A 19969-nucleotide genomic window follows, 5' to 3' on the forward strand; every position below is an offset into this window, starting at 1 on the left:
GACCCGGTCACCGGTCCGCCCGGCACCCCACCACGACCGCCGAGCTGACCGCGCCGGTGCGGGCGGCCTCCGCCGGCTCGTATGCTGGCCGGGGAGATCCCGCCTCCGTCGGCCGGGCTCCGCCGGTGGCCGCGCGCCGGGCGGTCCGGCACCGACCCGGGTGCGCCTCGTCCGGGCACCCGAGGCGGCCCCGCCGCGACGTCCGTCTACCCCGTCAGGAGCCCGTCCGACATGACCCAGTCCCCCGCCGTGCGCCCCTCCGGTCCGTCCGGTCCGGTCCGCATCGGCGAGCGTGCCGCCCGTACCCTCGTCGCCGAACTCGCCCGACGTAACGACCCGAAGGCCGCCCTGCTGGTGGGTGCGGCCCCGGGCGCCGCGGTCCTCGCCGCAGCGATCGACGCGCTGCTGCCGGGCGACACGCTGACCGTCGTGCCGGACCCGACGACCGACGCCGCCACGCTGCGCGACCACGTGACGGCCCAGGGCCGCTGGGTCGCCGACCGGGTACGGGTGGTCGACTCCCTGGCCGAGGCGGACGCCGCCGAACTGGTCATCGCCGCCGAGCCGTTCACCGGCACCGGTGAGCAGACCCGCGACGCCATCGACGGCCTCACCAAGTATCTGGCCGACGGCGCGGTGCTCAGCGTCGCCGCGCCGGTGTTCCGTACCGAGGGGGCCGCCGCCGAGCTGGACCGGCACGGCGTGCTGCACGGCGTGCGTACCGACCTGGTGCTGCGCAACTCCCCGCCGGTACGGGTGCACCACCTGCGGTTCACCCCGGCCAGCGCCGCGTCGGCCGACCGGCTCGCCCCGGCGTACCGGCCGTCGAGCGTGCCGCTGACCCGGGGCATGCACATCGACTCGAACGGGGTCGCCGCGGCAGGTATCGCGCTCGGCCTGGCCGCCGTCGCCCGGGTCGTCCGGCCGAAGTCGAAGCTGTGGCTGGTGCCGGCGCTCGCCGCCGCCCCGGTGGCCGCGTTCTTCCGGGACCCGCAGCGGGACGTGCCGGAGGACCCGTCCGCGGTGGTCGCCGCCGCCGACGGGCAGGTGCTGTCGGTGCAACGGCTGCACGACGAGCGGTTCGGCGACGGCGAGTGGTTGCGGATCGCGGTCTTCCTGTCGGTGCTGGACGTGCACGTCAACCGTTCGCCGGTGGCCGGCAAGGTGGTCGACTACTTCGTCGCCGACGGCGGCTTCGTCAACGCGATGAAGCCGGACGCGGAGCACAACGTCGCCGCCTACACGGTGCTGGACACCGCACACGGCACGGTGGTGGTGGCGCAGCGGACCGGGTTGATCGCCCGGCGGATCGTGCAGCGGGCTCCGGTGGGGGCGCTGCTGGCCCGGGGGGAGCGGTTCGGGCTGATCCGCTTCGGCTCCCGTACCGACGTGTACCTGCCGGCCGACGCCGCCACGCCGCTGGTCGGGCCCGGCGACAAGGTGGTCGGCGGTTCCTCGGTCATCGCCCGCTGGAGCTGAGTCGACGACGCGAACAGGGGCGCCGCGGTCGCGGCGCCCCTGTCGGGTAGCTGCGGACGGCTCAGGCGGTACGGCGCTGGTGCAGCCAGAGCAGCGGACCGCTGACCAGGTAGCCCACCACCACGAGGGCGAAGGTGAGCCGGATGTCGACAAGCGCGCCGACGGCCGGGGCCAGCCACAGCCACGGCGGCAGCTTGACCAGCCGGGCCAGCTTGGCGTACGGGAAGCTGGAGACCATCGCGAAGGCGAGCAGCGCCACCCCGCCGATCTGTACGGTCGCCGGCAGCGGTAGCCCGATCGCCACGCCGAGCGCGAGCACGGCCGCCGCCATCGTGGTGGGTACGCCGCAGAAGAACCTGCCGTCCTTGGGCGAGACGTTGAACCGGGCGAGCCGGATCGCGGCACACGACGCGACCAGGGCTGCGGCGACCGCCGCGGCGGCGGTGGGTGCCGATCCGGCCAGTGAGGCGTAGACCACCACCGGGGCGGCCAGGCCGAAGGAGCACATGTCGGCAAGCGAGTCCATCTGGGCGCCGAACGGGCTGGCCACGCCGAACTTCCGGGCCAGCGCGCCGTCGAGGCCGTCGAACACGACGCAGGCGATCAGCAGCAGGGCCGCGATCCGGGGCTGGCCGTCCATGGCGACGAAGATGGCGTTGATGCCGAGCACCAGGCTGGCCAGGGTGCAGGCGTTGACCAGCGCGAACTTCATCCGCCGGGCGGGGGTACGCGCGCCGGGGAGCAGCGGGATCGCCATCGCGGGCGACTCGTCGACTCCGGCGGTGGGGCCCACGGCCGGGCTGACCGGGACGACCGCCCCGATCTCGGCGCGGTCGAGGGTGATACCGCGACGGTCGAAGCCGTACCGGCGACGCTGGCGGTCGACGCGGTGCTCGGGAAGGACCAGATCGGTGCCGTTGAGCTGGTCACCGTCCCGGCGACCCACCCGGACCAGCAGTACCTGGCGGGCGAATGTGCTGCTGCGGCGCAACCGGCCCGCCCAGCGACGCCCTGCGGGGCGCGGACTGTCAGTCGTACGACGCCGGCGCCATGGGGCTCTCGGCACGTTTCCTCCATCACCGGATCGGCTGGCCGCCCGTGCGGGCGGGTGTCCGGCTGTCTCGTGCCGGACCGCTCTTGGCCCGGCAGCCGTTCAAGCGGAGTACACCATTGCACAGCGGCGTGGTGGTTGGCGATAGCTGCCGGCGGTACTTATATCCTCGTTAACCGCGCAAACCGCTGTCTTGTTCCCATCTCGGACTTCTGGGTCCGTTTTTCGGGCTTCCTCGCCCGTTTTCTTCGCCAACCGCAGGGCCGACTTTACCGGAGCACCACCAGATCGGCTCGGCGAGCGTCCGTCAGCCGACCGCCCGCCCGGTCGCCAACGCCGCGACGTCCGTCATTTCCAGGCCGCCAAGCTGGGAAGACGTGAACCAGGCAGCGCCAGCGGTCGATCCGCCGGCCTGTTCGGTCACCACCGGCTCGGTCGGCTCGTCGACAAGCACCCGGTAGATCACCCGTACGCCGTGCCAGTCCAACGGCCGACCCTCGGGGCCCACTGCGCCCGGATTATGCAGATTGTCGGCCAGCATCAGCCGGTCCACCCGACCCCGCTGACCCGATTCCTCCACCAGTTCCCGTAACAGACCGTCGACCGGTTGCTCACCGTGATCGGTCCCCCCGCCCGGCAGGTGCCAGAGTCCGGCACCCGGATAGCCGGGCGCGATCATCGTGAGCAGCACCCGCCCGTCGGGATCGGTGACCAGCCCGTACGCGGCGAACCGCTGCCGCCGGTCGGCCGACTCCACCAGCGCCGGCTCGACCGGCACTCCTGGGGGCGGGCCGACGGGAGGCGGCGGGACGGGCAGGCCGAGCAGCTCGGCGGTGAACGGCACCAGCGGCAGCGTCGCCCCCTCCTGCGGGGTGCACCAGGCCAGCTCACCGGGGCCGTCCCCGCCGCAGGCCCCCGGCGGTGGCGCCGCCGTGGCCACCGGCCGGCCGCCCGGGATCGTGACGTCGAACACCAACCGGTCGGTGTGCACCGGCCCCGCCGGGTCCGCCGGGTCCGCAGCGGTCAGGTCGGCGACGGCGGCGCGTAGCCCGGCGACCGCCACGGCCAATCCGGTCCGCCCGGCGCACTCGCGGACCACGGTGTCGGCCGGATGCTCCGCGTGCCGCACGACGCCCCCGGGCAGCCGCCAGAACCCCGCCGCCGGATCGGACGCCGGGTCGCCTGTGGTGTCGCCGGCTGCGCTCCGCCCGGGTACCAGCAGCACCCGGCCGGCCTCGTCCGCACACCAGCCGTACGCCGCGATCCGTCGTCGCTCCTGCACGTCACCCTCCCCCGCCCGCGCGATCCGCCGTCGATCATGAGGCTAGCGGTCGTCCGGGCGGGGCGGGTGCCGTCGTACCGGCCGCCGGTGGTCGCACCGACGGGCCGGCGGGCCGGGCCGGTCAGGCGGTGAGCCGGGCGGCCTGGACGGCCTCGGCGGTGACCTCGGTGAGCCGGTCGGTGGGCAGGGCACCCAGCTCGTCCCGGGCGAACCAGCGGGCCTCGCAGGTGGAGCCGCCCACGTCGGTGACGGTCGGCGGGGCGGGCTGGTCGACCATCACCCGGTAGAAGGCGCGCACGCCGTGCCAGTCGATCGGGTAGCCCTCCGGGCCGAGCGAGGCGGCGTCGCGGTGGCTGGCCACCCCGAGCAGCTCGACCAGCCGGCCGGTCTGCCCGGTCTCCTCGACCAGTTCCCGGATCAGCGCCGCGCCCGGCTGCTCGCCGTAGTCGGTGCCGCCGCCGGGCAGGTGCCAGCAGCCGGCACCCGGGTAGCCGTCGGAGACCCGGGTCAGCAGCACCCGGCCGTCCGGGTCGGTGGCCACCGCGTACGCGGCGAACCGCTGCGCCCGGTGCAGCCCGTCCGGGCCGGGCACGGCGTAGAAGGAGGGGAACTCGGGGGCCTCGTCGGGGACCACGTCGGCCGAGGACGCCGGCAGCCCGAGCGCGCGGGCGGTGAAGGCCCGCAGCGGCAGCTCCCGCGCCTCGTCGAGGGTGTACCAACGGGCCAGGTCGGTGGAGCGGTCCACCCGGTCGGTGAGGGTGCCGCCGCGTACCGACACCTGGTAGATCAGGCGGTCGGTGTGGATGGTGATGCCCCGCTCGGGCAGGGCGCGCATGTCGGCCAGGACGTCGGCCAGGCCGGCGACGGCGACCGAGAGGCCCGTCTCGGCGGCCGTCTCCCGGACGACTGTGTGGTTCGGGTCCTCGCCGTGGTCGACCGCCCCACCGGGCAGGGACCATACGCCGGGGGTGCCGGAGCGCTCCGATGCGCGGACCAGCAACACTCGGCCGACTGAATCTGCACAGACTGCATATGCCGCGATCCTGCGGAGCGGCTCCAGCAAGGTGGTCACGGAGCCAAATTCTCCCCGGGTCGCGTTACCGACGCGGAAAAGAGTCGGATTCCTGACTCAGGGCTGGCTCCTCAGGGATCGATCAGGGTATGACTCCGGGCGGTCACCGAGGTCGACGGGGCGGCCGGCGCGGACCGTGGAGACATGACCTCGACGAGCACCCCCCACGCCCCGTACAAGCAACTCCGCAGGCCGACCACCGACCGGATGGTGGCCGGCGTCGCCAGCGGCCTCGGTCGCTACTTCGCCGTCGACCCCACCCTCGTCCGGGTGCTGTTCGCGGTGGCGACCCTGGTCACCGGCGGTGTCGCCGCCCTGGCGTACCCGGTCATGTGGTTCCTGATGCCCGAGGAGCCGTCCGGCGCGCCGGCCTGGCCGCACCCGGCGGACCCGATGGCACAGCCCCGGCCGGCCGGGCAGCCGACCTGGTCGCCGCAGACGGACCCGGCCGCCTGGCCGCAGCCGGGCGGGCCGGCGACCGGACCGCAGGCCGGCGGACCGACGCCGCAGGCTCAGCCGCCAGCCACCCCGCCGACGGCCGGCTGAGCCCGGCTCACTCCCACTCGATGGTGCCCGGCGGCTTGCTGGTCACGTCCAGGACCACCCGGTTGACCTCGGCGACCTCGTTGGTGATCCGGGTGGAGATCCGGGCCACCACCTCGTAGGGCAGCCGGGACCAGTCGGCGGTCATCGCGTCCTCGCTGGAGACCGGGCGCAGCACCACGGGATGCCCGTAGCTGCGCCCGTCACCCTGCACGCCGACACTGCGCACGTCGGCCAGCAGCACCACCGGGAACTGCCAGACGCCCCGGTCCAGGCCGGCGGCCGTCAGCTCCTCCCGGGCGATCAGGTCGGCCTGGCGCAGCAGCGCCAACCGCTCCCGGTCGACCGCGCCGATGATCCGGATGGCCAGCCCCGGCCCCGGGAACGGGTGCCGCCAGACCATCGCCTCGGGCAGCCCCAACTGGAGCCCGAGCGCCCGCACCTCGTCCTTGAACAGCGTGCGCAGCGGCTCGACCAGGGCGAACTTCAGATCCTCGGGCAGCCCGCCGACGTTGTGGTGGCTCTTGATGTTGGCGGTGCCGGTGCCGCCGCCGGACTCCACCACGTCCGGGTAGAGGGTGCCCTGCACCAGGAACTCGACGTCGCCGTGCGCGGCGATCTCCCGGGCGGCGGCCTCGAAGACCCGGATGAACTCCCGGCCGATGATCTTGCGCTTCTGCTCCGGGTCGGTCACCCCGGCCAGCGCGCCGAGGAACCGGTCGGCCGCGTCGACCACCTTCAGCGTGATGCCGGTGGCCGCCACGTAGTCCTTCTCCACCTGCTCGGCCTCGCCGGCCCGCAGCAGGCCGTGGTCGACGAAGACGCAGGTGAGCTGGTCACCGACCGCCCGGTGCACCAGTGCGGCGGCGACCGCCGAGTCGACCCCGCCGCTCAGGCCGCAGATGACCTCCTTGTCGCCGACCTGCGCCCGGATGCGGGCCACCTGCTCGTCGATGATGTTCTGCGGCGTCCAGGTGGGCTCGATGCCGGCGATGTCGTAGAGGAAGCGGCGGAGCATCTCCTGCCCCTGCGCGGTGTGCCCCACCTCGGGGTGGAACTGCACACCGGCCCGCCGGCCGGCCAGGTCCTCGAAGGCGGCGACCGGGGCACCGGCCGACTCGGCGGTCACCGTGAACCCGGCGGGGGCCTCGGTCACCGCGTCGCCGTGGCTCATCCAGACCGGCAGGTCCGCCGGCAGGTCCCGCAGCAGCACCCCCGGATCGAGCAGCCGGGGACGCAGCGGGGTGCCGCCGTACTCCCGGTTGCCGGTCCGGGCGACCGTGCCGCCGAGCGCCTGGGCCATCGCCTGGAAGCCGTAGCAGATGCCGAAGACCGGCACGCCCGCGTCGAACAGCCCGGCGTCGATCTGCGGGGCGTCCGGGGCGTAGACGCTGGACGGACCGCCGGACAGGATGATCGCGGCCGGGTCCTTCGCCAGCATCTCGGCGACCGGCATGGAGTGCGGGACGATCTCCGAATAGACCTTCGCCTCGCGCACCCGGCGCGCGATGAGCTGGGCGTACTGGGCTCCGAAGTCCACCACGAGGACGGGGCGAGGCGTGCTCATGTGGGCAAAGCCTACCGACAGTCACACCCGCCCCGGGCACCGGCCGCCTCGGGCGTGCCGCGCCCGGTCAGCGCCTGTCGGTCCGCAGCGCGCCGGGGGCGTCCGCCGGGACCGCCGGGTGCCGCGGGGGCACCGCCGCCACCCGGGTGTACGCCGACCCGAGCGGCGGCCGGGGGTCCGCCTCCCCCCGGTTCGGCCAGTACGACATCGCCCGCTCCGCCTGCGCGGTGATCGTCAGCGACGGGTTCACCCCGAGGTTCGCCGAGACCGCCGCCCCGTCGACCACGTGCAGCCCCGGGTGGCCGTACACCCGGTGCCAGGGGTCGATCACCCCGTCGGCCGGGGTGCCGCCGATCACCGCCCCGCCGAGCAGGTGCGCGGTCATCGGGATGTCGAACGGTTCGGTCAACGCCCCGCCCGGGGTGCCGCCGATCTCCTCGGCGAGCAGCCGGATCGCCCGGTTGCCGGCCGGAATCCAGGTCGGATTGGGCGCACCGTGCCCGGGGCCGGAGACCAGCCGCCGCCGGCCCAGCGGTCCCCGCTGCCAGCGGGTGGTCAGCGAGTTGTCCGCCGACTGCATCACCAGCGCGATCACCGTCCGCTCGGACCAGTGCCGCACCGAAAGCATCCGGGCGGCCAGCCGGGGCTGCCGCACGATCGCGCCAAGCCAGCGCCGCACCCGGCGCGGACCGCCGTCGACGAGCAACGACTGGAGCAGCCCCATCGCGTTCGCACCCCGGCCGTAGCGGACCGGCTCGACGTGGGTCTGCGGGTCGGGATGGAACGAGCTGGTGATCGCCACCCCGTCGGTGAAGTCCAGCCCCCGCTGCCGAGCCTGCCGGCGGCCGACCGACGCGCCGAGGATCGCCTCCGAGTTGGTCCGGGTCAACGTGCCGAGGCGGTCCGACAGGTGGGGCAGCGCGCCGGTCTGCCGCATCGCGTGCAGCAGTCGCTGGGTGCCGAGCGCGCCGGCCGCGAAGACCACCTGGTCGGCGTGGAAGACCTGGCGACGCCGCCGCAGCCACGCCCCGGTACGCACGGCGTGCACCAGGTACCCCCCGCCGTCGGCCGGCCGCACGGCGGTGACCGTGGTCAGCGGGTGGACCCGCGCGCCGAGCCGTTCGGCAAGCCACAGGTAGTTCTTGACCAGGGTGTTCTTGGCGCCGTGCCGGCAGCCGGTCATGCACGACCCGCAGTGCGTGCAGCCGGTGCGTTCCGGCCCCGCCCCGCCGAAGTACGGGTCCGCCACCCGTTGCCCCGGGCGGCCGAGGTGCACCCCCACCGGGGTCGGCCCGAAGGTGTGCCCGACCCCCATCCGCTCGGCCACCGCCCGCATCGCCCGGTCCGCGCCCGTGCGCCGGGGGTACGGGGTGACCCCGAGCATCCGTCCGGCCTGGTCGTAGTGCGGGGCGAGTTCGGCCCGCCAGTCCGTGACGTCGCGCCACTGCGGATCGGTGTAGAAGGCGTCCGGTGGCTGGTAGAGGGTGTTCGCGTAGACCAGGGAGCCGCCGCCGACGCCGGCACCGGAGAGCACCAGCACGCCGCTTGCGGCACCACGGGCTGCCGGGCGGAGCAGGGTGATCCGTTGCAGCCCGTAACAGCCCAGGTGGGGGGCCCAGAGGAACCGGCGCAGCCGCCAGGAGGTCTGCGGGAACTCGTCGTCGGCGAACCGCCGGCCCGCCTCCAGCACGCCGACGGTGTAGCCCTTCTCGGCCAGCCGCAGCGCGGTGACGCTGCCGCCGAAGCCGGACCCGATGACGAGCACGTCGTACCGCATGACCGCATCATTACCGGCGGGTAGCCATCGCGCCAGTGCCGGATTTCGCGCGATCATGCTGACCGTCGCCGACCGCAACCCGCAGGGCCGGTCGGAGCGTTGTGCAGACGGGGGTGGCGAGCGATGACTCAGGAAACCGGAACGGGACGACCACGCTGGGTGTGGGGACTGGCCGCCCTGGCCGTGGTCGTCCTGGTGGGGGTGGCCGCCCTGGTGGTCACCCGGGTGGTGCGCGACGACGAGCCACGGCGTACGGCCGGGCCGGCCGCCACAACCGCCGGCCCGACGCCGAGCCCCACCCCCAGCCCGACCCCACCACCCGGGGCCTCGATCACCGGCCCGCTCAACCTGCTCCTGGTCGGGGTGGACACCCGGGTCAGCGTGCCCGGCTGGGAACCGCACGGCGACGCGGTGCTGATCCTGCACGTGCCGGCCGGGCTGGACCGCGCGTACCTCTTCTCGCTCCCCCGCGACCTGGTGGTCGACATCCCGAAGTTCCCGAAGTCGGGCTACCAGGGCGGCCGGACGAAGCTCACCCACGCGATGAGCTACGGCAGCCGGGTGCCCGGCAAACCCAAGAACCCCAGCGCCGCCCAGGGGTACGAGCTGCTGCGCAGCACGGTCGGCGGATACACCGGGCTGCGTTTCGACGCCGGCGCGGTGGTCACCTTCAACGGCTTCGACCGGCTGGTCGACACCCTCGGCGGGGTCGACCTCTACGTCGACCAGCGGGTCCCCTCGCTGCACCGGCGGCCGGACGGCAAGTACCGTGAGCCGGCCCCGGGCGGCGGCGGATACACCGGTCCGCAGATGGTCTACGAGAAGGGCGAGCGGCACCTCAATGGCTGGCAGGCGCTGGACTACGCCCGGCAGCGTTACATCGCCGGCGGCGACTACGCCCGGCAGCGCCACCAGCAGCAGCTCCTCCGGGCGCTGGCCGCCAAGATCCTCAACGAGAACCTGGCCCGCCAGCCCGACCGGGTGGAGCAGGTGGTGTCGGCGCTCGGCGACACCCTGGTCTACGCGGGCGGCCCCCGCATCGTCGATCTGGCGTACGCCCTCGGTGGGCTGAGCGCCGACCGGATCACCCTGGTCGGGCTGCCCGGTGACGGGGTGGGCAAGGGCAGCAGCTACCGGGGCGAGCAACTCACCGGCGTCGGCAAGGGCTTCCTGCCCGCGCTCAAGGCCGGTGACGCCGAGAAGTACCTGGACGCCCACCCCGAGCTGCGGGTGAAGAACTGACCGCCGGGGGACGCGCTCAGCGGCGGGTGGGCGGGGCGGGACGCTCGGTGCCGTACAGCCAGGCGGTGAAGAGGTCGTCGAGCTGCTGCCCGCAGACCCGCTCGGCGGTCGCCACGAACTCGGCGGTGGTGGCGTTGCCGTTGCGCTTCTCCGTCGCCCAGGTCTTCAGCAGGCGGAAGAACGCGTCGTCGCCGACGGTCACCCGCAGCGCGTGCACCGCCATCGCGCCCCGCTGGTAGACCGACTCGCTGAACAGGTTCCCCACCCCGGGCGCGGCCGGCGGCACCCGCCACACCCCGTCGTCGGAGGCGGCGTACTGCTGGTCGAAGGTGGCCTGTGCGGTGTCCCGGCCCTCGTGCTCGGCCCAGAGCCACTCGGCGTACGTGGCCAGCCCCTCGTTGAGCCAGATGTCCGCCCAGCGGGCCACCGACACGCTGTCGCCGAACCACTGGTGGGCCAGCTCGTGCGCGACCACCCCGGTGTTCTCACCGGCCCGGAAGAAGTTGGCCGAGTAGACCGGCCGGCTCTGCGTCTCCAACGCGTACCTGATCCGGGGCTCGTCGACCACCACCCCGCCGTACGCCGCGAACGGGTACGGCCCGAAGACGCTCTCCAGGTAGTCGGCGACCGTCACGGTGCGGGCGATCGACTCGTCGGCGGCCCCCCGGGGCAGGCTGTCGGCGACCGCGCTGAACACCGGTCGGCCCTGGTGCTCGCCGGTGGTGGTGCGGTACTTCCCGATCACCACCGTGCTCAGGTAACTGGCCATCGGGGCGGCCTCCGACCAGCGCCACGTGGTGAAGCCGCCGGCCGCCGGGCGCTGCCCCTCCGGCACCCCGTTGGCGACCGCGACCAGTCCCTTCGGCACAGTGATCTCGAAGTCGTAGGCGGCCTTGTCGGAGGGGTGGTCGTTGACCGGGAACCAGGTGCTCGCCGACTCGGGTTGGCCGAGCGCGACCGCGCCGTCGGCGGTGTGCAGCCAGCCGCCCTCGCCGATCGTCTCGTTGCGCAGCGGCTCCGGCCGGCCGTCGTACCCGACCCGGACGGTGAAGGTCGCGCCGGCGCGCACCGGCGCGGCCGGGGTGACCACCAGCTCCGTGCCCTCGCGGGCGTGCCGGGCGGGCCTGCCGTCCACGGTCACCCGGCGCACCGTCAGCCCGGCCAGGTCGAGGTGGAACAGCGGCAGGTCGGCCTCGGCGGTGGCCCGGATGGTGGCGTCGCCGCGCAGCTCGTCGCTGGCCGGGTCGTAGCGGACCTTGAGGGTGTACCGCTCGACGTCGTACCCGCTGTTGCCGGCGGTCGGGAAGTACGGGTCGCCGACGCCGGCCGGGCCTGGGGTCACGCCCGGGGTCGCCCCGGGCGTCGGGGTCGACCGGGGTTCCCGCCGGGGGTCCGGGTCGGCGGTGCAGCCGGCCAGGGCGAGCGCCACGGTGACGAGCAGCGCGAGCCCTCGCCGGTTCCGGCTCATGGCCACCTTCGTCCCCCGTTCGCCGCCGCCGTCCGCGCAGCCTACCGAGCCGGCCGGCCCCGCGGGCCTGTAACGCTGTACGACGAGCGGGGCGACGGTACGGCCGGTCGGCCCCGTAGTGGAGCCGGCCGGCCGCAGCGGACCCGGGTCAGCGGTCGAGGACCAGCCCGACCCGCTGAAACTCCTTCAGGTCGCGGTAGCCGCACTTGGCCATCGCGCGACGCAGCCCACCGAACAGGTTGAGCTGGCCGTCGGGCTCGTCGGCGGGGCCGAACAGCAGCCGCTCCATCTCCCCGAGCGGCTCGCCGGCCACCTCGAACGCCCCGCGCGGCAGCGACGGGTGGCTGGCCGCCGAGTGCCACCAGGCACCGCCGGCCGGGGCCTCCTCGCACAGCGACAGCGGCTCGCCGAGCATCACCGCGTCCGCGCCGCAGCCGAGCGCCTTGGCGATGTCGCCGGAGGTCTGGATGTCGCCGTCGGCGATGAGGTGCACGTAGCGTCCACCGGTCTCGTCGAGGTAGTCGCGGCGGGCCGCGGCGGCGTCGGCGATCGCGGTGGCCATCGGCACCCGGATGCCGAGCACCGACTCGCTTGTCGACCAGTCGTCGCCGCCGATGCCGACGATCACCCCGGCGGCACCGGTACGCATCAGGTGCAGCGCCGTCTTGTAGTCGGTGCAGCCGCCGACGACCACCGGCAGGTCGAGGTCGGCGATGAACTCCTTGAGGTTCAACGGCTCGTCGGTGGTCGAGACGTGCTCGGCCGAGACGATGGTGCCCTGGATGACCAGGATGTCGACGCCCGCGTCCAGGATCACCGGGGCCAGCGCGAGGGTGTGCTGCGGGGACACCCGCACGGCCACCGTGCTGCCGCCGGCCCGCAGCTCGCGGACCCGCTCGGCGATCAGGTCGGGGCGGATCGGCTCGGCGTAGACCTCCTGGAGCCGCTTGGTCGCGCGGGCGTCCTCGCCCAGCCCGGCCAGCTCCTCCAGCACCTTGGTCGGGTTCTCGTAGCGGGTCCAGAGGCCCTCGACGTTGAGTACGCCCAGCCCGCCGAGCTGCCCGAGCCGGACCGCCGAGGCGGGGCTCATGGTGGCGTCCGACGGGTGACCGACGCAGGGGATGTCGAACTGGTAGGCATCGAGCTGCCAGCCGGTGGAGACGTCGTCGACGTCCCTGGTCCGCCGGCTGGGCACGATGGCGATGTCGTCCAGGTGGTAGCCGCGCTGCGCGGTCTTGCCCAGCCCGATCTCGACCACGTCACGCATGAGGGACTCCAGGTGGTTTGGGGTGGTGGGTCAGCGGGTGTGGTAGTTGGGGGCCTCGACGGTCATCTGGATGTCGTGCGGGTGGCTCTCCTTGAGCCCGGCCGCCGTGATCCGGATGAGCTGGCCACGGTGGTGCAGGTCGGGGATGTTCTCCGCGCCGGCGTACCCCATCGCCAGCCGCAGCCCGCCGACCAGCTGGTGGGCGACCCGGGACAGCGGCCCCCGGTAGGGCACCTGGCCCTCCACGCCCTCCGGCACCAGCTTGTCGTCGCTGAGCACGTCCTGCTGGAAGTAGCGGTCCTTGCTGTACGACTTGGCCTGGCCCCGGGACTGCATCGCGCCCAGCGACCCCATCCCCCGGTACGCCTTGAACTGCTTGCCGTTGACGAAGATCAACTCGCCGGGGCTCTCCTCGCAGCCGGCCAGCAGGCTGCCGAGCATCACCGTGTCGGCACCTGCCACCAGGGCCTTGGCGATGTCGCCGGAGTACTGGATGCCGCCGTCGCCGATCACCGGGACGCCGGCCGGACGGGCCGCACGGGCCGCCTCCATGATCGCGGTCACCTGCGGCACCCCGACCCCGGCGACGATCCGGGTGGTGCAGATGGCACCCGGGCCGACGCCCACCTTGACGCCGTCGGCGCCGGCGTCGACCAGGGCCTTCGCCCCGGCGTAGGTGGCCACGTTGCCGCCCACGATGTCGATCGTGACGTCGGCCTTGAGCCGGCGGACCATGTCCAGCACGGCCCGCTGGTGACCGTGCGCGGTGTCCACGATCAGCACGTCGACACCCGCGTCGACCAGGGTCCGGGCCCGCTTGTAGGCGTCCTCGCCGACCCCGATGGCGGCGGCGACCCGCAGCCGGCCCGCGTCGTCCTTGGTGGCGTCCGGGTACTGCTCGCTCTTGGTGAAGTCCTTGACGGTGATCAGCCCGCGCAGCCGCCCCGAGTCGTCCACGATCGGCAGCTTCTCGACCTTGTGCTGACGCAGCAGCGTGAGCGCGTCGTCCTTGCTCACCCCCACCGGGGCGGTGACCAGCGGCGTCCGGGTCATGATCGCGTGGACCGGGGTGGCCGGGTCGGAGACGAACCGCATGTCCCGGTTGGTGACGATGCCCACGAGCTGGCCCTCGCCGTCGACCACCGGGACGCCGGAGATGCGGTAACGGCCGCACAGCTCGTCGACCTCACGCAGGGTGTCCTCGGGGCTGGCCGTCACCGGATTGGTGATCATGCCGGACTCGGAGCGCTTGACCAGGTCGACCTGGAGCGCCTGGTCCTCCAGGGAGAGGTTGCGGTGCAGCACGCCGATGCCGCCCTGGCGGGCCATCGCGATCGCCATCCGGGCCTCGGTGACGGTGTCCATCGCGCTGGACAGCAGCGGGATGGACAGCTCGACGTTGCGGGTGAGCCGGGTGCGGGTGTTCACCCGGCTGGGCACCACGTCCGACTCGCCGGGCTGGAGCAGCACGTCGTCGAAGGTCAGACCGAGCGGCACCACCCGCGCCGACCCGGCCGGCAGCTCCGGCAGGTGGCCGCCCCACTCGCCGCTGTCGACGCCGGCCGGAAGATCGGTGCTGGGCGAATTCTCCACGATTGCTCCCCTGAGCTGCTCGGACGGGATTCAGCGAGGCGGCGCGCGCGGCACCGGCGCACGCCGGGGTGACGGCGAGTCGTCTCATCGTACCCACTGAGCAGGGCGGCCCTCGCCGGCGACCGGTCGGGGTCGGCGACGCCACAGCGACCGCCGGGGGGCGCGTGCGGCGAGGGTTGGGTCTACGGTGAGGGGGTGCACGACGAGCCCATCGACCCGTTCAACGGCGACCCGGCCGATCCGGCTGCGGGGCTGGACGATCCGGGCGACGACGCCCCGCTCGACCCGCTGACCGAGGTCGAGCGGCAGGACGTGCTGGAAGACCTCGCCGACCTGGAGATCTACCAAGCCCTGCTGTCCCCGATCGGGGTACGCGGGCTGGTCATCGAGTGCGAGGACTGTCGCGAGCCGCACTACTTCGACTGGGACCTGCTCCGGGGCAACCTGCGGCACCTGCTCAGCTCGGGCCGGCCCCGGGTGCACGAGCCGGCCTACGATCCCGACCCGGACCACTACGTCACCTGGGACTACGCCCGGGGCTACGCCGACGGGGTGCACGACACGCTCACCGAGTCCGCAGGCGACGACACCGACCCGGACGACTGACCCCGGGAACGCTCAGGCGACCAGGCCGGCGCGGAAGCCGGCGGCCACCGCGTGCGCCCGGTCCCGCGCGCCGAGCTTGCGGAACAGCCGCCGAGCGTGCGTCTTGACGGTGTCCTCCGAGACGAACAACTCCCGCCCGATCTCCGCGTTGCTCTTGCCCTCGGCCATGCCGAGCAGCACCTGGAGTTCGCGTTCGGTCAGCCCGGCCGAGGTCCGGCCGGCGCGCGCGCCGGAGGTCGGGCGCGGCAACCCGGCGGCCGGGGCCGGCTCGACCGCTGTGCCCTCCGGCTCCCCGTCGACCTCGTCGTCGCCGCGCTGCACGGGCACCACCGACGGCGCGCCGGGCGCACCGTCGGCAGGCGGCGGCGACCAGCCCGGCGCGGGCGGGCGACCGGGTCGCGGGGGCGCGCCGACCGCGGCGGTGTCCCGGGCGGGGTCGGTGACCCGGTGCCGGGCCGACCGGCCGGGTGCGGACAGCAGCAGCAGGGCCTTCGCCACGGCGCTGGTCAGGTCGTGGTCGGCGCCCTGGATCAGGCCCCGCGCCCCGGCGCTGATGGTGGCCGCCGCCGCCTCCGACTCCTCGGTGCCGAGCAGCAGCACCGCGGCCTGCGGCGCGCGGGCCAGCACCCGGCGGACGAAGCCGGCGCTGTCCGGCCGGGTGAGCGCCGTGTCGGCCAGCACCACGTCGACCGGGCGCTCGGCGAGCCGCAGCATCACCTCGGGGTCGGAGACGGCTGTCCGGACGACCGCGGCCAGGCCGAGTCGCGCCGCCGCATTGGTCAACTGCTGCGCGGCGATCGGTGTCCGAACGCATACGAGAACGGTACGCACGGTGGTCTCCTCTCCGGACACGAGCAGACCATGACGGGGTCCACCGGGGAGGAGGTTCCGGGCAATCCTCTGAACTTTTCCGACATTTGGGTCATATGCCGCAGGAGGCTTCGGGTTTTCGATCTCAACACGTGTGAGTCGGCGAGGGTTCGGGTACCGAGGCTCCACGCCGGAAACGGGGTACGCCAGCGCGGACCACAGCCCGGACGCCGGTTCAACGAGGATCTCCGCGGTGCCGCGCGGGAGGAGGGGTGCTGATGTCGAACGTACGTAGACTGCCCGGACCCATCGTCGACCTGTGGGACTGGCAGCGTCTCGGCGCCTGTCGGGGCCGGGACAGCGCGCAGTTCTTCCACCCGGACGGCGAGCGCGGTTCGTCCCGGCTGCGCCGGGAGTCCGGCGCCAAGTCCGTCTGCCAGGCCTGCCCGGTGCGGGCCGAGTGCGCGGCGCACGCCCTGTCCGTGCGGGAGCCGTACGGCGTCTGGGGCGGCCTCAGCGAGTCCGAGCGGCTGCGGCTGCTCGCCCTCGGCTGGGAGGACCTGGCCGACCGCCGGCAGACCCGGGTGGACATCGCCCGCATGGAGGCCCGGCTCGGCGCGTCGCACAAGACCGCCGTACCGGCCCAGCGCAAGATCGCCTGACCGACCCACCACACCTTCGACGAGGCCGCACTCCGAATCTCGGGGCGCGGCCTCGTCGTTTCCCCGGCCCATGGTGCGACGCGGGGCCGACACGTACGCAAAGCGGGGCGGGCCCGGCACAGCCGGACCCGCCCCTTCAGTTCCACCCGATCCTGCTCCGAGCCGTCGTGCGGCCCACCCGGTACAGCGTTCGCCGCCGGTCGCGGAAGTCAGGAACAGCGGGGTCGCACCTGCGTCACGCCATCAGCGCTGCAGGGTCAGCAGACCCGGCCGGTACGGCAGGAGGCCGTAGTCACCGCCCGAGTTCGTGGCGCGGCCCTGGTACAACAGCTGCAGGTTGCACGGGTCGATCGTGTTCGTCTGATCCGCGCTGGTGCGCAGCAGCTCGCCGTGGCTGATGTCGTTGGTCCAGGTGGCACCGCTGTTGGCCTTGCCCGCGAACGGGTTGTTGTAGGTCGTCGCGTTCGGCGTCCAGGTGCCGCCCAGGCTGGTCGCCGTGAACGAGCGGAAGTAGCGCTCCCAGGAGCTGGTCCTGGCCTCGATGATCATCAGGTACTGGTTGCGACCCGCCACCTTGTATACCTGCGGCGCCTCGAAGATGTTCTCCGAGGTGTCGCTCATGATGGTCGTGTAGCTGGAGCCGAAGCTGCCGGGGAAGTTCCCGATCGGCATGATCTGGCGGTAGATCTTGCCGTTGTCGCCGGCGAAGAACAGGTACATGTTCTGGTCGTCGCCGATGATCGTCTGGTCGATCACGCCGGTGCCGGAGCCGGTGATCGACGCAGTCGACAGGGGCTGCGGGGCCGACCAGCCGTTGGCGTTGGCCGGGTTGGTCGACGTGCGGTACGAGAACGACGTCGGACCCCACTGGTGGGCGAGAACCCAGATGTTCTTCGGCGCGAAGTAGAACAGCGACGGCGCGACGGTGCTCTGGCTCATGGTGTTCTGGGGGGCCGAGCCGAGCTGGTTGAGGTTGTCGACCAGGCCGAAGTTCATCGAACCCCAGCCGCCGGTGGCGCTGCTGCTGTGGGTGGTGGCGTACACCAACTGCTTGCCCTGGTAAGGGGCGATGGTGAAGTCCTTCAGTGACGCCCAGCCGGCCTTCGGCTGCGCCAGCGGGCCGGTCGACGACCAGCGGTAGGACGTCGGCAGGGAGCAGTTGCCGGTCGGCGGCGGGGTGGTCGGCGGAGGCGTCGTCGGCGGAGGCGTCGTGGGGGGCGGGGTGGTGGGGGGCGCGGTCGTCGGCGGCGTGGTGGGCGGGTTGGTAGGCGTCGTGCCGCCGTTGCAGGCCACCCCGTTGAGCGCGAAGCTCGTCGGGACGGGGTTGCTGGACGTCCAGGCCCCGTTGAAGCCGAACGACACCGAGCCGTTGGTCGGGATCGCGCCGTTGTAGCTCACATTCTTGGCGGTCACCGCCGAACCGCTCTGCGTCACGGTGGCGTTCCACGCCTGCGTCACCGACTGCCCGGAACCGAAGGACCAGGTCAGCGTCCAACTGCTCAGCGCATCGCCCAGGTTGGTGATGGCGACGTTGGCACCGAAGCCGCCGCCCCACTCCGAGGACACCGTGTAGTTCACCGAGCAGCCCGCCGCCGCCGCGCCGGCCGGCAGCGCGGTGACCACCGACGCCGACGCCAGCAACGCGACACCGGCCGAGATCAAGCCAACATTGGCCGATCTGGATCTGGACATAAAGCACCCTCCTGACGGGATGGCGACCTGCACATTGGTGGTGGCCGTTGTTAGGTTAACGTTAACAGTCGCGTCAGGTATGTTACGGGAGCGCTCCCACAGCCTCAACCCTCGATATCACCGTGGAATTTTCGGCTATCCGGACATTGATCACTCTTGATGACTTGCAGTTGCCGGAAATTAGCGCACGGTGACTGTGACGCTGTGCCAGCCGGTCGCCCCGTCCGGGGCCACCGGGGCCGTCAACGGGGTCTGCGTCTCGCCGTCCCGGTCGGTCGCCCGCACCTGGAGGGTGTGCTCACCCGGGGTCGCCGGCCACCGCCACGACCACTGCACCCAGGTGTCCACCGACACCGTCGGGGCGAGGGTCGCCTCCTGCCACGCGCCACCGTCGACGCGTACCTCGACCCGGCTGATCCCCCGGTGCTGCGCCCAGGCCACCCCCGCCACCGTCACCTCCCCCGCGGTGAGCCGGTTACGCGCGCGCGGGGTGTCGATCCGCGACTGCGTCTTCACCGGCCCCTGCGCCGACCACCCGCGCGGCACCCAGTACGCGTCGAAGTCGGCGAAACTGGTCAGCTCCAGCTCGGTCACCCACTTGCAGGCCGACACGTACCCGTAGAGGCCCGGCACCACCATCCGCACCGGGAACCCGTGCTCGACGGGTAGCGGCTCGCCGTTCATCCCCACCGCCAGCAGGGCGTCCCGCCCGTCGCGCAGCGCCGCCGTCGGGGTGCCGCAGGTCCAGCCGTCGACCGACCGGCCGACCACCTGGTCGGCCCCCTCCTCCGGCCCCGCCTCGTCGAGCAGTTCCCGGATCGGCACGCCCAGCCAGCGGGCGTTGCCGATCAGGTCACCGCCCACCTCGTTCGAGACGCAGGCCAGGGTGACGTACCGCTCGACCATCGGGCGGGCGAGCAGCTCGGCGAAGGTCAGTTCGATCGGGTTGCGCACCCGACCGTGGATGCGCAACCGCCAGGTCTCCGGGTCGACCTGCGGCACCACCAACGCCGTGTCGATCCGGTAGAAGCCGCCGTTCGGCGTGGTGTAGGGGGCGAGCTGGGCCAGGGACAGGTCCGCGCCGGCCGGCACCGTCGGCGCCACCGCCGACGGGGTGGGCAACGCGACCGCCTGCCGGGCCGCCGAGACCCCCCGCCGCCCGGCGAGCCAGTGCCCGCCCAGCCCCACCACGGTCGCCGCGCCCGCGAGCAGGCCCGCACCGCGCAGGAACCGCCGCCGGGACTCCGGGTCGGTCGACTCCAACGGCTCCCACCCGGCCGGCGGCCCGTCGTCCGGACCCGCCGGCACACCCGGCCCGCCGCCCGCCGCCGATCCGCCCGCCGGCGCACCACCTGCCGCAGAGGACCCGCTGGCCGGCGGGGTGGCGGACAGCGGGGTGGGCGGCTGCCAGGGCCAGGGGTCGAGCTGCCAGGGACCGGCCACGAAGGCCCCGAGCACCAGCCCGCCCAGCACCCCGCCGACCAGGGCGGGGAGCGCGTCGGCGGCATCCGCGCCGGCGCGGGTGAGCGCGGCGGCGACACCGAGGCCGGTGAACGCCGCGATGCCCACCAGCCCGACGGCGAGCCGGCGCGCGGCGAGCACACCGATCCCGGCGGCGAACGCCGCCAACAGCACCGCCGTACCGACCAGCAGGGCGATCTTGTCGTACCTGCCGAAGACGTCGATGGCGAACTGCTTGAGCGGCTCGGGGACCGTGTCGACCACCACCCCGCCGACCGCGATCAGCGGGGCGGAGCGGGGACCGGTGAGGACGGCGACCGGCTCGGCGACACCGATGGCCACCACGGCGGCGGTGACCCCGGCCAGCGCGGCGAAGCCACGGGGGGTGGTGCTCATC

General features: G+C 73.5%; 16 protein-coding genes. 5 read left to right on the plus strand and 11 right to left on the minus strand.

Annotation, left to right across the window (positions count from 1 at the left end):
* Positions 1–231: 231 nt before the first annotated feature.
* On the plus strand, positions 232–1479 hold the full coding sequence (locus Q2K16_RS15835; RefSeq protein WP_302746322.1) for a phosphatidylserine decarboxylase: 1248 nt from the start codon (positions 232–234) through the stop codon (positions 1477–1479).
* Between the two features lie 61 nt (positions 1480–1540).
* Here Q2K16_RS15835 and Q2K16_RS15840 read toward each other — a convergent pair whose 3' ends face one another.
* From Q2K16_RS15840 to Q2K16_RS15850, 3 genes are all read right to left on the minus strand, one after another.
* A complete protein-coding gene (locus Q2K16_RS15840) occupies positions 1541–2470 on the minus strand; it encodes a CDP-alcohol phosphatidyltransferase family protein (RefSeq protein WP_302746323.1) in 930 nt (309 codons plus the stop codon).
* Positions 2471–2837: 367 nt separating this feature from the next.
* On the minus strand, positions 2838–3812 hold the full coding sequence (locus tag Q2K16_RS15845) for an NUDIX hydrolase (RefSeq protein ID WP_302746324.1): 975 nt from the start codon (positions 3810–3812) through the stop codon (positions 2838–2840).
* Positions 3813–3933: 121 nt separating this feature from the next.
* Complete coding sequence (locus tag Q2K16_RS15850) at positions 3934–4884, minus strand: NUDIX hydrolase (protein ID WP_145921685.1); 951 nt, start codon at positions 4882–4884, stop codon at positions 3934–3936.
* 144 nt (positions 4885–5028) lie between these two features.
* On the opposite strand from Q2K16_RS15850, the gene Q2K16_RS15855 reads away from it, so the two are divergent.
* The gene (locus tag Q2K16_RS15855) at positions 5029–5430 is read left to right on the plus strand and encodes a PspC domain-containing protein (RefSeq protein WP_302746325.1); all 402 of its coding nucleotides are present in this window, start codon (positions 5029–5031) and stop codon (positions 5428–5430) included.
* Positions 5431–5437: 7 nt separating this feature from the next.
* Here Q2K16_RS15855 and guaA read toward each other — a convergent pair whose 3' ends face one another.
* The gene (gene guaA, locus Q2K16_RS15860; RefSeq protein ID WP_088645789.1) at positions 5438–6994 is read right to left on the minus strand and encodes a glutamine-hydrolyzing GMP synthase; all 1557 of its coding nucleotides are present in this window, start codon (positions 6992–6994) and stop codon (positions 5438–5440) included.
* Positions 6995–7061: 67 nt separating this feature from the next.
* Positions 7062–8771, minus strand: a complete 1710-nt coding sequence (locus Q2K16_RS15865; RefSeq protein WP_302746326.1) for an FAD-dependent oxidoreductase — start codon at positions 8769–8771, stop codon at positions 7062–7064.
* Between the two features lie 123 nt (positions 8772–8894).
* Here Q2K16_RS15865 and Q2K16_RS15870 point away from each other — a divergent pair, with 123 nt between their 5' ends.
* A complete protein-coding gene (locus Q2K16_RS15870) occupies positions 8895–10013 on the plus strand; it encodes an LCP family protein (protein WP_302746327.1) in 1119 nt (372 codons plus the stop codon).
* Positions 10014–10029: 16 nt separating this feature from the next.
* Here the strand turns inward: Q2K16_RS15870 and Q2K16_RS15875 are convergent, their stop codons facing one another.
* The 3 genes from Q2K16_RS15875 to guaB form a co-directional block, all read right to left on the minus strand.
* Positions 10030–11481, minus strand: a complete 1452-nt coding sequence (locus Q2K16_RS15875) for a M1 family metallopeptidase (RefSeq protein ID WP_302746328.1) — start codon at positions 11479–11481, stop codon at positions 10030–10032.
* A 148-nt stretch (positions 11482–11629) separates the two neighbouring features.
* Positions 11630–12748 (minus strand): GuaB3 family IMP dehydrogenase-related protein, encoded by a 1119-nt coding sequence (locus Q2K16_RS15880; RefSeq protein WP_302746329.1) that lies wholly within the window; start codon positions 12746–12748, stop codon positions 11630–11632.
* 30 nt (positions 12749–12778) lie between these two features.
* A complete protein-coding gene (guaB, locus tag Q2K16_RS15885) occupies positions 12779–14341 on the minus strand; it encodes an IMP dehydrogenase (protein WP_088645784.1) in 1563 nt (520 codons plus the stop codon).
* A gap of 195 nt (positions 14342–14536) precedes the next feature.
* Here guaB and Q2K16_RS15890 point away from each other — a divergent pair, with 195 nt between their 5' ends.
* Entirely contained in the window at positions 14537–14947 is a 411-nt protein-coding gene (locus Q2K16_RS15890; RefSeq protein ID WP_145921692.1) for a DUF5319 domain-containing protein, read from the plus strand.
* 12 nt (positions 14948–14959) lie between these two features.
* Here Q2K16_RS15890 and Q2K16_RS15895 read toward each other — a convergent pair whose 3' ends face one another.
* Positions 14960–15778 (minus strand): helix-turn-helix transcriptional regulator, encoded by an 819-nt coding sequence (locus Q2K16_RS15895; RefSeq protein ID WP_302746330.1) that lies wholly within the window; start codon positions 15776–15778, stop codon positions 14960–14962.
* A 257-nt stretch (positions 15779–16035) separates the two neighbouring features.
* On the opposite strand from Q2K16_RS15895, the gene Q2K16_RS15900 reads away from it, so the two are divergent.
* Positions 16036–16419: a WhiB family transcriptional regulator gene (locus Q2K16_RS15900; RefSeq protein ID WP_088645816.1), complete on the plus strand. Its 384-nt coding sequence runs from the start codon at positions 16036–16038 to the stop codon at positions 16417–16419.
* A gap of 243 nt (positions 16420–16662) precedes the next feature.
* Here Q2K16_RS15900 and Q2K16_RS15905 read toward each other — a convergent pair whose 3' ends face one another.
* Together Q2K16_RS15905 and Q2K16_RS15910 are read right to left on the minus strand one after the other, a co-directional pair.
* On the minus strand, positions 16663–18111 hold the full coding sequence (locus Q2K16_RS15905) for a non-reducing end alpha-L-arabinofuranosidase family hydrolase (RefSeq protein ID WP_302746331.1): 1449 nt from the start codon (positions 18109–18111) through the stop codon (positions 16663–16665).
* A gap of 180 nt (positions 18112–18291) precedes the next feature.
* A complete protein-coding gene (locus tag Q2K16_RS15910; RefSeq protein WP_302746332.1) occupies positions 18292–19968 on the minus strand; it encodes a molybdopterin-dependent oxidoreductase in 1677 nt (558 codons plus the stop codon).
* Position 19969: the final 1 nt, after the last annotated feature.

Origin of the sequence: Micromonospora cynarisoli, from assembly GCF_030518815.1 — a bacterium.
Lineage (GTDB): Bacteria > Actinomycetota > Actinomycetes > Mycobacteriales > Micromonosporaceae > Micromonospora > Micromonospora wenchangensis.